The following is a 13,295-nucleotide window of genomic DNA, read 5'->3' as shown; positions in this document are numbered from 1 at the left end:
ATCAGTCCACCTTCGCGCCGCTGGTCTTCACAACCTTGGCCCATTTGTCGATTTCCTTTTTCACGTGGGCGGCGAATTCCGCCTGCGTGGAACCCACCGGCTCGGCGCCGAGCGCGGCCAGCTTCTCGCGCACCTCGGGCAACCTGAGGATGCGCTGCACCTCGGCCGAGAGCTTGTCGACCACCGGCTGCGGCGTGCCCTTGGGCGCGAACAGGCCCGACCAGGCATCGGCATAGAAGCCCGGGTAGCTCTCGGCGATGGTCGGCAGGTCCGGCAGCGAAGGCGAGCGGCGCAGGCTGGTGAGGGCGATCGCGCGCAGCTTGCCGGCCTTGACGTGCGGCAGTGCCGAGGGCAGCCCGTCGACCATCATCTGCACCTGGCCGGCCAGCAGGTCGGACACCGCGGGCGCGCTGCCCTTGTACGGCACGTGCGTGATGTCGACGCCGGCCTCGGCCTTGAGCATCTCCATGCCCAGGTGCGCGGCCGTGCCGTTGCCCAGCGATGCGTAGTTGAGCTTGCCGGGCTCCTTCTTCGCGAGCGCGACCAGCTCGGCCAGGTTCTTCGCGGGCACCGAGGGATGCACCACCAGCACGTTGGGCACCACGGCCACCTGGCTGATGGCGACGAAGTCGGCCACCGGGTCGTAAGGCATCCTGCTGTAGAGCGAGGTGTTGATGGCATGCGAGCCGGTCACGCCCATCACCAGCGTGTAGCCGTCGGCCGGGGCCTTGGCCACGAGGTCCGAGCCCACGTTGCCACCCGCGCCCGCGCGGTTGTCGACCACCACGGGCTGGCCCCAGTGCTCGCTCATCTTCACCGCGACCAGCCGCGCCGCGGCATCGGTGGCGCCACCCGGCGGGAAGGGCACGACGAGGCGGATCGCCTTGTCGGGAAAGCCGCCGGCCTGGGCGGCGGCGACGAGCGGCAGGCACACGAGCAGCGTGCTGGCGAGGTAGCGCAGGAGTTTCATGATGGGGTGGGCGTGAAGGTGGTGAAGAGGAATCGGGTCAGAGCCGTTGCCACAGCGCGCCGAGCGCGGTGACGGCGGGCGCGTCGAGCACGCCGTCGCAGAAGGCCTGGGCGCGCGCGGGCGCGACGGACTGCGCGGCGTAGTGCGCGAACTTGGCGAGCAGGGCCGCGCGGTCCAGCGGGTTCTGGGCGTCGCCCGCGATGGTGGTCACGGTCTCTTCGAGCGTGCCGCCGTCGTGCGTCAGCGCGAGCGTGGCGCCGCGCTGGCGGCGTGCCGTGAGACCGGCATCGACCTCGAGCTCGACCAGCGCCTCGAGCCGGCGCAGCTCGACGTCGTCGAAGCGCGGCGCGGCATAGACCGAGGGATCGACGTCGCCGAAGCGCAGCATCGCCGCGAGGCCGAAGCTCAGGCTGAACTGCGCCTGGATCGGCGTGCGCGGCGCGCGGTTGCCGCAGTAGACGATCGCCTCCTCGTAGACCGTGAGCACGATGCGGCGGATGCCCGCGGTGTCGCCGCCCAGCCGTTCGCGCAACGCACGCGCGGCGGTCGCGCCGTAGTGCACGTGGCGCACGGCCGCGAAGGGCTTGAGGTAGGCGTCGCGCAGCAGCAGCGTCGACGCATCGGGCAGCGGCTGCGCGGCCGCTGCCGCATGGTTCGCCGCGTAGTGGGCCAGCGCGCCCTCGGGCGCGTCGATGCCGGCCGCGCTCGCGAAGGCCGCCTGCAGCCCCAGCGAAGCACTATGGCCCAGGTAGGTGTTGCGCGCGGTGCGGCCCTGCGCCACCGGCAGGTAGAGGCTGGTGGCGAGCTGGCAGGCCGCGATGTCGATGGCCTGGACGATGGCCTCGGGCGCCAGGCCCAGCAGCCGCGCCGCGCCCGCCGCCACGCCGAGCGCGGGCCAGTTGGCGTCCACATGCATGCCGGGGCGGATGCGCAGCCAGGCGCCGCAGCGCGCGCCGACCTCGTAGCCGAGCACGAAGGCATCGACGAAGTCGCCGAGGCTGGCACCGCGCCGCAGCGCGAGCGGCAGCAGCGTCGCCACCAGCGGCACGCCGGGCCGGCCGTGCGCGAGCGCGTGGCCTTCGCAGGCCTCGTCCCAGGTCGCGGCCATGGCGATGACCTGCGCGGCCGCCTGCACGGCCAGCGACGGGCCGGCGGGAAACGCGAAGCCGCCCGGTTCGCAGGCGGCGAGCGCGGCCTCGAGCCGGCGCACCTCGCCCGCCTGCCGGCCCGCGAGCGCGCAGCCGACGGTGTCGACCAGCAGCCGGCGCGCCTGCGAGGCGCCTTCGGCGTCGGCCGGCCGCACTGCGTGCAGCGCCACCACGGCCTGCAGCACCGCGCGTCGTGGATCGATGTCAGGCGGCATCGGCTTCCTTCTTCGCCGCCATGCGACGGCGCAGCAGCGGCAGCAGGCCGCCGGCCTCGACCATCTCGGTCAGGAAGCCCGGCACGGGCTCGCAGGCCAGCGTGCGCCCGTCGGCGCCGCGCAGCGCGGGCGTGCCGATGTCGAGCGCGATCTGTTCGCCGTCGTGCAGCGATTCGGCCTCGGCGCAGGTCAACAGCAGCAGGCCGACGTTGAAGGCATTGCGGAAGAAGAGCCCGCTGTACGAGGGCGCGATCACCGCGGCCACGCCCAGTTGCACCAGCACGGCCGCGGCCTGCTCGCGCGAGGAGCCGATGCCGAAGTTGGGGCCGGCCACGATCACGTCGCCCGAGCGAACCTCGCGCGCGAACTCGGGGCGGATGGCTTCGAGGCAGTGCTGCGCGATGCGGTCGATGCCATGCTTCATCGCATGGCCGGGCGCGAGCGCGTCGGTGTCGATGTCGGCGCCCAGGCGCCAGACACGGTGCAGGTTTTGACCACTCATGCCAGCACCTCGCGCGGATCGGTCACGCAGCCGCGCAGCGCGGCGGCGGCCACCGTGTAGGGCGAGCCCAGGTAGACCTGCGCGGTCGGCGAGCCCATGCGGCCCTTGAAGTTGCGCGCGGTGGTCGAGATGACGGTGATGTCGTCGCCCATCGGATCGCCATAGCCCGAGCAGGCGCCGCAGGCGGTGGGGAACAGCTCGGCGCCGGCCTCCATCAGCACCTGCAGCACGCCCTCCTCGCGCGCCTGCTCCTGGTCGCGCAGGCTCGCGGGCGCCACGATCAGGCGGATGCCGTTCGCGACCTTGTGGCCGCGCAGCACCTGCGCGGCGGCGCGCAGGTCGTCGAGCTTGGCGCCGGTGCAGGCGCCGATGTAGGCCACGTCGACCGGCGTGCCGACGAAGCGGCTTACGCCATGCGCATTGGCCGGGCTGTGCGGCGCGGCCACATGGGGTTCTAGCGTGGCGGCATCGAAGCGGTGGTCCGTGAGCGCGGCATCGGCGTCGGTGAACCAAGGCGCCATGTCGACCGGCGGCGCGCCGGCACCGGCCAGGAACGCGGCCGTGGTCGCATCGGGCGCGATCAGCCCGGCCTGCGCACCGAGCTCGGCGCTCATGTTCGAGAGCGTCATGCGCTCCTGCATCGACAGCGCGACCACCGCCGGCCCCGCGAACTCCACGGCCTGGTAGCGGCCGCCGTTCATGCCGAAGCGGCCGATCATGTGCAGCATCATGTCCTTGGCTGTCACGCCCGCGGGCAGCGCGCCGTCCCACCACATGCGCAGGGTCTCGGGCACGCGCAGCCAGATCTCGCCGGTGACCACCACGCCGAGCATCTCGGTGCTGCCGACGCCGAACATGTAGGCACCGAAGGCACCGCCCGTGGGCGAGTGCGAGTCGCCGCCCACGCACAGCATGCCGGGGCGGATGTGGCCGTGCTGCGGCACCACCACGTGGCAGATGCCCTGGCTGTCGTAGACGTGCGGCAGCTTCTGGTCGCGCGCCCAGTCGCGCGCGATGCGAACGATGCGGCGCGAGTCGTCGTCGCGCTCGGGCACGTAGTGGTCCATCACGAGCACCACGCGCGAGCGGTCCCAGATCTGCGCGCCCAGTTCCTCGAGCATGGGCTGCAGGCGGCGCGGCCCCGAGGAGTCGTGGAACATCGCCAGGTCGACACCGCAGGTCACGATCTCGCCCACCGCCACCCGCTCGCGGCCGCTGGCGCGCGCGATGAGCTTCTGCGCCAGGGTCTGTGCTGAAGCCGTCGCGCTCATTCGGGCTTGGCTCCCGAGAACTTGACCACCTTGGCCCAGCGCACGATCTCGCTCTGCACGAAGGCCGAGAACTGCTCGCTCGAATTGCCGACGGGGATCGCGCCCTCGATCTCGAGGCGCTGGCGCATGTCGGCCTGTTGCAGCGCATGGCGCGCGGCATCGCCGATCTGCTTGATCCGCTCGGCGGGCATGCGCGCGGGGCCGAACAGGCCGAACCAGGCGCTCGATTCGTAGCCGGGCAGCGCCTCGGCGATGGCCGGCACCTCGGGGAAGGCCGGCAGCCGCTTGGCCGTGGTCACGCCAAGCGCCTTGAGCTTGCCGGCCTGGATGTGGGCCTTGACGTTGCCCACGGCCGCGAACATCAGCTGCACCTGGCCCGCGAGCACGTCCTGCACCGCGGGCGAGGTGCCCTTGTAGGGGATGTTCACGATGTCCACGCCCGACTGCATCTTGAAGGCCTCGCCTGCCATGTGCAGCGACGAGCCCACGGCGCCGATCGCGAAGTTGAGCTGGCCCGGCTTCGCCTTGGCGAGCGCGATCAGCTCGCGCACGTCCTTCGCGGGCAGCGAGGGATGCGCCACCAGGATCGAGGGCGAGGTCGCGACGCAGGTCAGCGCGGTGAAGTCTTTGACCGGATCGAAGGGCAGGCTCGGATAGAGCGTGGCGTTGATCGCATGGCTGGTGAAGCTCATCAGCAGCGTGTTGCCGTCGGGCGCGGCCTTGGCCACGGCATCGGCCGCGATGTTGCCGCCCGCGCCGGGCTTGTTCTCGACGATGACGTTGCGACCCAGCGCCGGGCCCATGCTCACGGCCAGCGAGCGCGCCAGCGTGTCGGTGGAGCCGCCCGCGGGCGCGCCGACCAGGATGCGCACCGGCGCGCCGCCGATCTGCGCCAGGCTGTTGCCGGCCCATGCCGCGGCCAGCGACGAGAGAAGGATGTCGCGTCTTTTCATGTGTTGTTCTCCGGAAGATCGTGGGGGGAGCGCGCGCCTCAGAGCCCCAGGTAGGCGCGCCGCAATTCGTCGCTCACGAGCAGTTCGCCGGGCAGGCCCGAGAAGCGCACGCTGCCGTTCTCGAGCACGTAGGCGCGGTCGGCGATCTCGAGCGACTGGCCGACGTTCTGCTCGACCAGCAGCACGGCCAGGCCGCCGTCGCGCAGTTCGCGGATCAGCGTGAACATCTCCTCGACCAGCAGCGGCGAGAGGCCCAGCGAAGGCTCGTCGAGGATCAGCAGCACCGGCTCGGCCATCAGGCCGCGCGCGATGGCCAGCATCTGCTGCTCGCCGCCGCTCATGGTGCCGGCATGCTGGTCCATGCGCTCGCGCAGGCGCGGGAACAGCGCGAACGACTTCTCGAGGTTCTGCGCGCGGCGCTCGCGCGCCCGCGTGAACGAGCCGAGCTCGAGGTTCTCGCGCACGCTGAGGTTGGGAAACACCTTGCGGCCCTCGGGCACCTGGATCAGGCCGGCCTTGACGACGTCGCGGTAGTGCGCGCCGCTCAGGTCCTTGCCGTCGAAGCGCACGGTGCCGCCCCAGGCCGGGCAGAGGCCGCAGACCATCTTGTTGAGGGTGGACTTGCCCGCGCCGTTGCTGCCGAGCAGCGCGACCATCTCGCCGGCGTTCACCTTGAGGTCGACGCCACGCAGAACCTCGACGCGGCCATAGCCGCCGCGCAGGCCTTCGATTTCCAGCAAAGCGCTCATGCAGCAGCTCCCGTTGCGGCCTTGCGCAGCCGCGCCGCGGTGCCATGGCCCAGGTAGGCCTCGACCACCCGGTCGTCGGAGGTCACCTGCGCCGGGCTGCCCTCGGCGATCAACTGTCCCTGCGCCAGCACCCAGACATGCTCGGCGAGGTTCATCACGGCCTGCATCACGTGTTCGATCATCAGCACGGTCACGCCGCTCGCGGCGATGCCGCGCACCACCGGCATCATCTCGGCGATCTCCTGCGGGTTGAGGCCGGCCAGCACCTCGTCGAGCAGCAGCAGGCGCGGCCGGGTGGCGAGCGCGCGCGCGAGCTCGAGGCGCTTGCGGCCGGCCACGGTGAGGTCGGAGGCCGGCTTGTCGAGCTGCGGCGCGAGGCCCACGCGTTGCGCCACGGCCTCGGCCTCGCGCAGGGCCTCGGTGCGGCCGCGCAGGTGCAGGTGGGCGCCGACCGCGATGTTCTCGCGCACGGTCTGCGCGGCGAAGGGCTTCACGATCTGGAAGGTGCGGGTCATGCCGAGCGCGGCATTGCGGTGCGGCTCGCGGCCTGTGATGTCCTGGCCCGCGAAGCGCACGCTGCCGGCGTCGGGCTTGAGGAAGCCCGACATCAGCGCGAACAGCGTGGTCTTGCCCGCGCCGTTCGGCCCGATCAGCGCGCTGAGGCTGCCCTCGCGCACGGCGAGGCTCACGTTCTGCACCGCCTTGAGCCCGCCGAAGGAGCGCGAGACGCCCTCGAGCACCAGCAGGGAAGCGTCACTCATCGCGGCCTCCCTTCGCGCTCCAGAGCTGCCGCACCGACTGGCCGATGCCCGCGATGCCGCGCGGCACGAAGATCACGATCAGCACGAGCACGGTGCCGTAGATCACCATGTTGATGCCCGGCAGCTCGCCGAACAGGTTGCGCGTGAAGTCCGACAGCAGGTGCAGCACGACCGCGCCGAGCACCGGGCCCCACACGGTGCCCATGCCGCCGACGATGGCCGCCACCAGCGCCTCGACCGACACGCCCGCGCCGTAGGCGATGCCGGCATCGATGTACTGGAACACCTGCACGTAGAAGGCACCGGCCGCGCCCATGAAGGCGGCCGACAGGCCGATGGCCGCGAGCTTGATGCGGAAGGGGTTGACGCCGACGGCACGCGCCGCGTCCTCGTTGTCGCGCACCGCCTGCAGGTAGGCGCCGAAGCGGCCGTTGCGCAGCCAGCAGGTGACGAGCAGCGCCACCACGACCATCGCGAGCACCACCCACAGGTAGCCGGCGCGCGTGGCGAACTGCAGGTTGGCGACCGATTCGCGCAGCGGCACCATCAGGCCGACGCCGCCGCCCGTGAAGTCGACCGACAGCGCGAGGATGCGGAACACCTCGGCGAAGGCCAGCGTGACCAGCGCGAAGTACGAGCCCTTGAGGCCGTAGCGGAAGCTCAGCGCGCCGATGAACAGGCCCACCAGCGCGGCACCGGCGATGGCCAGCGGCAGCGCGATCCAGGCATTGATGCCGCCCTGCAGTTGCGCGATGGCCTGGATGTAGGCACCGGTGCCGAAGAACAGCGCATGGCCGAACGAGAACTGGCCGCCGAAGCCGCCGAGGATGTTCCAGGCCTGCGCGATCAGCGTGGCGTAGAGCGCCATCATCACGAAGTTGAGCGTGACGCCCGAGGTCGTGACCAGCGGCACGCACGCCACCAATACCGCGAACAGCGCGATGCCCGCGAGTTGTTTGCCCGTGCTCATGCCTTGGCCCCGAACATGCCCTGCGGCCGGAACAGCACCACGCCGATGAAGATCGCGAAGATGCCGATCTGGCCCAGCGATTCGCCGAGGTAGAGGCCGCCGAGCGACTCCACCACGCCGACCAGGAAGCCGCCGATCAGCGCGCCGACGAAGCTGCCCATGCCGCCGAGCACGACGATGGTGAAGGCCACGAGCACGAAGCCGCCGCCGACCTGCGGGTTGACGTAGTAGGCCGGCAGCAGGAAGCAGGCGGCCGCGCCGAGGCAGGCGAGGCCGATGCCGAAGCTCATGGCGTAGACGTGGTCGACGTCGATGCCCATGAGCTTGGCGCCCTCCTTCTCCTTGGCGACGGCGCGGATGGCGCGGCCGAGGTCGGTACGGCCCATGATCCAGAACAGGATGCCCGAGACCACGAGCGCGCCCGCGAAGGCCACCAGCTTGGGCACGGCGATCATCGCGGGGCCGATGGCCACGGTGCTCAGCGAGTAGGCGGTGTCGATGTTGCGCGTGTCGGAATTGAAGAACAGCAGCGCGAGGTTCTCCATCACGATCGCGATGCCGAGCGTGGCGAGCAGGATGTTCTCGTCCTTGCCGTGGCCCGCACGGTTGATCACCACGCGCTGCAGCGCATAGCCGAGCGCGAACATGCCCAGCACCACCACGGGCAACGCGAGGTAGGGATCGATGCCCAGCCGCTCCTTGAGGAAGTACACCGCGTACAGCGCCACCATCAGGCAGGCGCCGTGCGCGAAGTTGATGATGTGCAGCACGCCGTAGATCAGCGTGAGGCCCAGCGCGATCAGTGCGTAGACGGCGCCTGTCGTGAGGCCGTTGAGCACCGAGGGGAAGAGGATGCTGGGGTCTAGCATTTTGGGAACGTGCTCTCGTTTTGGAGACCGCCCGGCATGCGGTGCGGGTCGAGCGACCCCACTGCGCCGGCCGCTTCGCGGCTGCCCTGCGGTGCTCGCGTTTCGCGGGGTCTCGCAGAACTCGCTTCGCTCAGACAACTGCGAGCCCTGATCCGCGAAACGCTGCGCTCCTCGGCGGCGCAGAGGGGATCGCCCGCCCCGCACCACATGCCGGGCTCCGCGCCTGATCGACGGCTGCAGGAGCCCCAGGGGATCACTTTTCTCACGCTCATGCCTTCAGCGGGAACAGCGGCTCCACCTCGCGGTAGTCGCGCGGGATGATGACCTTGATGTCGTTCTTCACCACCTGCGTCATCAGCGGCTGCGCGCCCTCGTTCTGGCCATTGACGAACTTCGTGGGGCCATAGGGCATGAAGTGGTTCGAGAAGGTGCTCTTCTCGAGCGCATCGATGATCGCGGCACGCTCGCCCGACTTGGCGCGTTCCAGCGCATCGGCCAGCAGCCACATCGAGGCATAGGTCATGAAGACCTCGTAGCTGAAGAACTGGCCCTTGGCCTCGACGCGCTTGCGCAGCTCCTGCGCGCGCTTGTCCCGGGGGTTGAACCAGTGGTTGCAGTCGATGATGCCGTTGGCCGCGTCGGGAAACTCCTTCACGAACTTGTAGCTCGAGGCCGCGCCGCCGAGCACCGAGAAGATCGCCTTGGGCACCACCTTCTGCTGCTGCATGGTGCGCACCAGCAGCGCGTACTCGTTGTAGTAGTTGGCCGGGATCACGATGTCGGGGTTGATCGACTTCATGCGCAGCACGATGTTGTTGAAGTCGCGCGTGGGGTTGGCGTGCTTCACCACCTCCTTGACCTCGAAGCCGTAGCCCGGCAGCTCGCGCGCCAGCAGCTGCGCGGTACCGGCGCCGAACAGCGACTCCTCGTGGATCACCATCACGGTCTTGGCCGGATTGCCCGCGGCCTTGTTGAGCACCAGCAGGTTGGCCATCGCGACCTCGGTCGACTTGCGGTAGCCGGGGCCGAAGCGGAAGGTGTTCTTCAGGCCGCGCTCGACGATCTGGTCGGCCACACCCACGTCGACCACGTGCGGCAGGTTGTACTTGGCCGCGGCCTGCGTGGTGGCCAGGCAGATCGCCGAGGCGTAGGCGCCGACGATGGCGCTGACCCCGGCCTCGTTCATCTTCTCGACCTCGGCCGCGCCCGCCTGCGGCTGCGACTGCGCGTCGCCCAGCAGGGCCTCGAGCTTCGCGCCGCCGAGCGACTTGATGCCGCCCGCAGCATTGATGTCCTCGATCGCGAGCTGCGCGCCGAGCCGGCACTGCTGGCCCGAGTAGGCGAGCGCGCCCGTCACCGGGTGCAGCACGCCCACCTTCAGCGGCTTGGGTTGGGCCCCGCCGATCAGCGGGAAGGCGAGCGCGGAGGCCAAGGTGGCGGACTGCGAAACGAAGCGGCGGCGGGTCTGCATGGGGCGTTTCCTTTTCTTTGTCTTCAGTTGAACTTGGCCGACACGTCCCGGCTGACCCAGACCTTGGCGTCGATGCTGCCGACGCGGGACAGCTGCATCTCGTAGGTGTAGCGGTCGGGGCGGTAGAAGCCGTGCAGCCACTGCACCGGGCGCTCGGCTTCGTCGTAGATCAGGCGACGCACCGCGAGCAGGGCCGAGCCGACCGAGACGTCGAGGTGCTGCGCGAGCACGTTGTCGGCCAGGCGCGCGGAGATGGTCTGGTGGGCCCGGCCCACCTTCACGCCCGACTCCTCGAGCAGCACCAGGATCGGCTTCTTCGAGAGCTCGCGGCGGCCGAAGCGACGCGCGATCGTGTCGGGCACGTAGGTCGTGATGTGCGAGAGCGGGCCTTCGCGCGTGGAACGCACGCGCACCGCCTTCTGCACCGGGTCGCCGAGCTGCAGCTGCAGCGCCTCGGCGACCTGCGAGGAGGCCGTGATGGTCGCGACCTCGAGCACCTTGACCGAGGTGTGCAGGCCCATGGTGACGAGGTTCTCGAGCAGGCCGCGCAGGTTGGCGCGCTCGCTGGCCGGCGCGGTCGGCGCCTCGCCCGCGACCGGGCCGATGGGCCGCGTGCGGCGGCCCGGCGTGCGCGAGATCAGCCCTTCGGCGGCGAGCTGCTCGAGCGCGCGCCGCACGGTGACGCGCGCCACGCCGAACTGCTGCATGAGCGCGAGCTCGCCCGGCAGCCCGTCGGCGGCGAAGCGGCCCTCATGCAACTGCTCCCGCAGCACCAGGTAGATCTGGTGGTACTTGGGCAAGGGCATCTGCGACATGCAGGCGATGTTTTTGCAGTTTCAATGTTCTGTCAATGGGACATTTAAAGGCGCGCGGAAACGAAAACGGCCCCCGAAGGGGCCGTCGATGGCAGAAAGCGAGAGGCTCGGCTTCCGCCGGACTCAGAGCTTGAAGGGCACCACTTCCTGGCGCTGCTCGCCCAGGCCCTCGATGCCGAGCGCCATCACGTCGCCCTTCTTGAGGAACAGCGGCGGCTTCATGCCCATGCCCACGCCGGGCGGGGTGCCGGTGGTGATCACGTCGCCGGGTTCCAGCGTCATGAACTGGCTCACGTAGCTCACGATCTTCGCCACGCTGAAGATCATGGTCTTGGTGCTGCCGGTCTGCACGCGCTGGCCGTTGAGGTCGAGCCACATCGCGAGCTTCTGCGGGTTCTCGACCTCGTCGCGCGTCACCAGCCAGGGGCCGATGGGGCCGAAGGTGTCGCAGCCCTTGCCCTTGTCCCAGGTGCCGCCGCGCTCGATCTGGAACTCGCGTTCGCTGACGTCGTTGATGACGCAGTAGCCGGCCACGTGGTCGAGCGCGCTCTTCTGCGAGACGTAGCGCGCGCGCGTGCCGATGACCACGCCGAGCTCGACCTCCCAGTCGCTCTTGACCGAGCCCTTGGGCAGCATCACGGGATCGTTCGGGCCCTGGATGCAGCTCGTGGCCTTCATGAAGACCACGGGTTCCTTGGGCACCGGCAGGCCGGACTCGGCCGCATGGTCGGCATAGTTGAGGCCGATGGCGATGAACTTGCCGACGCGGGCCACGGGGCTGCCGTAGCGCGGCTTGCCCTTGACCGGCGGCAGCTTGTCGGTCTTGAGCTTGCGCAGCTTGGCGATGGCGGCATCGCCGAGCTGCTCGGGACCGATGTCCTTGACGACGGCGCTCAGGTCGCGCAGCTGGCCGTTGGCGTCGACGAGGCCCGGCTTCTCCTTGCCGGGGTTGCCGTAGCGGACGAGTTTCATGCTTGCTTTTCCTTGGGTGGTTGGATGGTTCTGTGGGAAGGGGCGATCAGTAGGTCGAGCGGCCGCCCGAGAGGTCGAACACCGCGCCGGTCGAGAACGAGCAGTCGTCGGTGCACAGCCAGCCTACCAGCGCCGCGACCTCCTCGACGGTGCCGAAGCGGCCCTGCGGGATCTTCGACAGCATGAAGGCGATGTGGTCGGGCGTCATCTGGTCGAAGATCGCGGTCTTGACCGCGGCCGGCGTCACGCAGTTGACGCGGATGCCGGTGTCGGCGAGCTCCTTGCCGAGCGACTTGGTGAGGCCGATCACCGCGGCCTTGCTGGCGCTGTAGGCGCTGGCGTTGGGATTGCCGTCCTTGCCGGCCACCGAGGCGATGTTGACGATGCGGCCCTGGCCGCCCTGCGCGCGCATCTGCGCCACCACCTCGCGGCAGCACAGGAACACGCCATTGACGTTGACCTCCATCACCTGGCGCCAGTCGTCCACCGGGTAGTCCCAGAGCTTGGCGTTGGGGCCGGTGATGCCGGCGCTGTTGACCAGCGCGTCGATGCGCGGCGCATGCGCGAGCGTGGCCGCCACCGCCTTGGCCACCGAGTGCTGCTGCGAGACGTCGACCTTGAGCGCGCGCGCCTTGCCCGGGCCCAGCGACTCGGCGGCGCGCGCGGCCGCGGCCTCGTCGCGGTCCCACAGCGTGACCGTGCCGCCCGAGGCGACCAGCCGCTGCGCGATGCCGAAACCCAGCCCGGTGGCGCCGCCGGTGACCACCGCGTGGCGGCCGGCGAAGTCGAGCTGGTTCATATGGTGATGCCGCCGTCGACCGTGAAGGCCTGGCCGGTGGCGAAGATGGATTCGTCGCTGGCGAGGAACACGACCACGGGCGCGATCTCCTCGGCGCGCGCGAGCCGGCCCATGGGCTGGCGCGCGACGAAGGCCTTGCGCGCGGCCTCGGGGTCGGCATTGGCGTTGATGCGCTCGCCCAGCGAGGGCGTGTCGACCGTGCCGGGGCACACCGCATTGCAGCGGATGCCGCGCGTGACGTAGTCGGCCGCCACGCTCTTGGTGAGGCCCAGCACCGCGGCCTTCGTGGTGCCGTAGACGAAGCGGTTGGGCAGGCCCTTCATGCTCGAGCACACGCTCGCCATGTTGATGATGCTGCCGCGGCCCGCCGCGAGCATGCCGGGCAGCACGGCCTGGATGGTCCACATCTGGGCGCGCACGTTGAGCGCGAAGGCGAAGGCGAGGTCGTCGTCGCTGGCCTGCTCGATGGTGCCGTTGTGCACCACGCCCGCGCAGTTGAACAGCACGTCGAGCGGCGGCAGGGTCGACACCAGCGCGCCGATGGCGGCCTTGTCGAGCACGTCGAGCCTGGCGGCGGTGACGTTCGGCACGCCGGCGTAGCGCTCGAGCAATTGCGCATTGACGTCGGTGGCCCAGACCTGCGCGCCCTCGGCCGCGAGCGCGAGCACGCTCGCATGGCCGATGCCCTGGCCGGCCGCGGTGACGAGCGCGGTCTTTCCCTTCAATCTCATGGTGTCTCCGATTCGGGTTTGGCCCGATGGGTGGCACGGGCCGCGCATCGTATTCTGAATTGGCCTTACCACTTGTCCAATTCAGGACAACCCTTAAAC

The 13,295-nt window shown here is 70.1% G+C and carries 14 protein-coding genes; all 14 read right to left on the bottom strand.

Translation table 11 applies throughout. The annotated features are described in order from the left end of the window. Position 1: 1 nt before the first annotated feature. The 14 genes from BM109_RS35925 to BM109_RS35855 all read right to left on the bottom strand — a co-directional run bounded on the left by BM109_RS35925 (position 2) and on the right by BM109_RS35855 (position 13,196). Positions 2-970 carry a Bug family tripartite tricarboxylate transporter substrate binding protein gene (locus BM109_RS35925; protein WP_093353999.1) on the bottom strand — a complete coding sequence of 323 codons (969 nt, stop codon included), beginning with the start codon at positions 968-970 and terminating at the stop codon, positions 2-4. Positions 971-1,007: 37 nt separating this feature from the next. After that, on the bottom strand, positions 1,008-2,333 hold the full coding sequence (locus BM109_RS35920; RefSeq protein WP_093353997.1) for an MmgE/PrpD family protein: 1,326 nt from the start codon (positions 2,331-2,333) through the stop codon (positions 1,008-1,010). Further along, a complete protein-coding gene (locus BM109_RS35915; protein WP_093353993.1) occupies positions 2,323-2,835 on the bottom strand; it encodes a LeuD/DmdB family oxidoreductase small subunit in 513 nt (170 codons plus the stop codon). Before BM109_RS35915 ends, BM109_RS35920 begins: the two co-directional genes overlap by 11 nt. After that, positions 2,832-4,106: a 3-isopropylmalate dehydratase large subunit gene (locus BM109_RS35910; RefSeq protein WP_093353990.1), complete on the bottom strand. Its 1,275-nt coding sequence runs from the start codon at positions 4,104-4,106 to the stop codon at positions 2,832-2,834. Before BM109_RS35910 ends, BM109_RS35915 begins: the two co-directional genes overlap by 4 nt. Then, a complete protein-coding gene (locus tag BM109_RS35905; protein ID WP_093353988.1) occupies positions 4,103-5,059 on the bottom strand; it encodes a tripartite tricarboxylate transporter substrate binding protein in 957 nt (318 codons plus the stop codon). Before BM109_RS35905 ends, BM109_RS35910 begins: the two co-directional genes overlap by 4 nt. A gap of 38 nt (positions 5,060-5,097) precedes the next feature. After that, a complete protein-coding gene (locus BM109_RS35900; RefSeq protein WP_093353985.1) occupies positions 5,098-5,808 on the bottom strand; it encodes an ABC transporter ATP-binding protein in 711 nt (236 codons plus the stop codon). Then, positions 5,805-6,569 carry an ABC transporter ATP-binding protein gene (locus BM109_RS35895; RefSeq protein WP_093353983.1) on the bottom strand — a complete coding sequence of 255 codons (765 nt, stop codon included), beginning with the start codon at positions 6,567-6,569 and terminating at the stop codon, positions 5,805-5,807. Before BM109_RS35895 ends, BM109_RS35900 begins: the two co-directional genes overlap by 4 nt. After that, positions 6,562-7,539: a branched-chain amino acid ABC transporter permease gene (locus tag BM109_RS35890; protein ID WP_093353980.1), complete on the bottom strand. Its 978-nt coding sequence runs from the start codon at positions 7,537-7,539 to the stop codon at positions 6,562-6,564. Before BM109_RS35890 ends, BM109_RS35895 begins: the two co-directional genes overlap by 8 nt. Continuing rightward, positions 7,536-8,408, bottom strand: a complete 873-nt coding sequence (locus BM109_RS35885) for a branched-chain amino acid ABC transporter permease (protein ID WP_093353978.1) — start codon at positions 8,406-8,408, stop codon at positions 7,536-7,538. Before BM109_RS35885 ends, BM109_RS35890 begins: the two co-directional genes overlap by 4 nt. Before the next feature lie 268 nt (positions 8,409-8,676). Beyond that, positions 8,677-9,879: an ABC transporter substrate-binding protein gene (locus tag BM109_RS35875; RefSeq protein WP_093353973.1), complete on the bottom strand. Its 1,203-nt coding sequence runs from the start codon at positions 9,877-9,879 to the stop codon at positions 8,677-8,679. 23 nt (positions 9,880-9,902) lie between these two features. Then, positions 9,903-10,685: a GntR family transcriptional regulator gene (locus tag BM109_RS35870; RefSeq protein ID WP_093354113.1), complete on the bottom strand. Its 783-nt coding sequence runs from the start codon at positions 10,683-10,685 to the stop codon at positions 9,903-9,905. 132 nt (positions 10,686-10,817) lie between these two features. Then, positions 10,818-11,666: a fumarylacetoacetate hydrolase family protein gene (locus tag BM109_RS35865; RefSeq protein ID WP_093353970.1), complete on the bottom strand. Its 849-nt coding sequence runs from the start codon at positions 11,664-11,666 to the stop codon at positions 10,818-10,820. A gap of 46 nt (positions 11,667-11,712) precedes the next feature. Continuing rightward, the gene (locus BM109_RS35860; protein ID WP_093353968.1) at positions 11,713-12,465 is read right to left on the bottom strand and encodes an SDR family NAD(P)-dependent oxidoreductase; all 753 of its coding nucleotides are present in this window, start codon (positions 12,463-12,465) and stop codon (positions 11,713-11,715) included. Next, positions 12,462-13,196 carry an SDR family oxidoreductase gene (locus BM109_RS35855; RefSeq protein WP_057590942.1) on the bottom strand — a complete coding sequence of 245 codons (735 nt, stop codon included), beginning with the start codon at positions 13,194-13,196 and terminating at the stop codon, positions 12,462-12,464. Before BM109_RS35855 ends, BM109_RS35860 begins: the two co-directional genes overlap by 4 nt. Between the last annotated feature and the right edge of the window lie 99 nt (positions 13,197-13,295).

This window comes from Variovorax sp. PDC80, from assembly GCF_900115375.1.
Taxonomy (GTDB): domain Bacteria; phylum Pseudomonadota; class Gammaproteobacteria; order Burkholderiales; family Burkholderiaceae_C; genus Variovorax.
Note: the sequence above shows the minus strand (reverse complement) of the source record. Positions and strands in the feature narration are given on the sequence as shown.

Coding starts and splice junctions, on each gene's coding strand:
- BM109_RS35925 (WP_093353999.1), bottom strand. CDS start 970: ATGAAACTCCTGCGCTACCTCGCCAGCACGCTGCTCGTGTGCCTGCCG.
- BM109_RS35920 (WP_093353997.1), bottom strand. CDS start 2,333: ATGCCGCCTGACATCGATCCACGACGCGCGGTGCTGCAGGCCGTGGTG.
- BM109_RS35915 (WP_093353993.1), bottom strand. CDS start 2,835: ATGAGTGGTCAAAACCTGCACCGTGTCTGGCGCCTGGGCGCCGACATC.
- BM109_RS35910 (WP_093353990.1), bottom strand. CDS start 4,106: ATGAGCGCGACGGCTTCAGCACAGACCCTGGCGCAGAAGCTCATCGCG.
- BM109_RS35905 (WP_093353988.1), bottom strand. CDS start 5,059: ATGAAAAGACGCGACATCCTTCTCTCGTCGCTGGCCGCGGCATGGGCC.
- BM109_RS35900 (WP_093353985.1), bottom strand. CDS start 5,808: ATGAGCGCTTTGCTGGAAATCGAAGGCCTGCGCGGCGGCTATGGCCGC.
- BM109_RS35895 (WP_093353983.1), bottom strand. CDS start 6,569: ATGAGTGACGCTTCCCTGCTGGTGCTCGAGGGCGTCTCGCGCTCCTTC.
- BM109_RS35890 (WP_093353980.1), bottom strand. CDS start 7,539: ATGAGCACGGGCAAACAACTCGCGGGCATCGCGCTGTTCGCGGTATTG.
- BM109_RS35885 (WP_093353978.1), bottom strand. CDS start 8,408: ATGCTAGACCCCAGCATCCTCTTCCCCTCGGTGCTCAACGGCCTCACG.
- BM109_RS35875 (WP_093353973.1), bottom strand. CDS start 9,879: ATGCAGACCCGCCGCCGCTTCGTTTCGCAGTCCGCCACCTTGGCCTCC.
- BM109_RS35870 (WP_093354113.1), bottom strand. CDS start 10,685: ATGCCCTTGCCCAAGTACCACCAGATCTACCTGGTGCTGCGGGAGCAG.
- BM109_RS35865 (WP_093353970.1), bottom strand. CDS start 11,666: ATGAAACTCGTCCGCTACGGCAACCCCGGCAAGGAGAAGCCGGGCCTC.
- BM109_RS35860 (WP_093353968.1), bottom strand. CDS start 12,465: ATGAACCAGCTCGACTTCGCCGGCCGCCACGCGGTGGTCACCGGCGGC.
- BM109_RS35855 (WP_057590942.1), bottom strand. CDS start 13,196: ATGAGATTGAAGGGAAAGACCGCGCTCGTCACCGCGGCCGGCCAGGGC.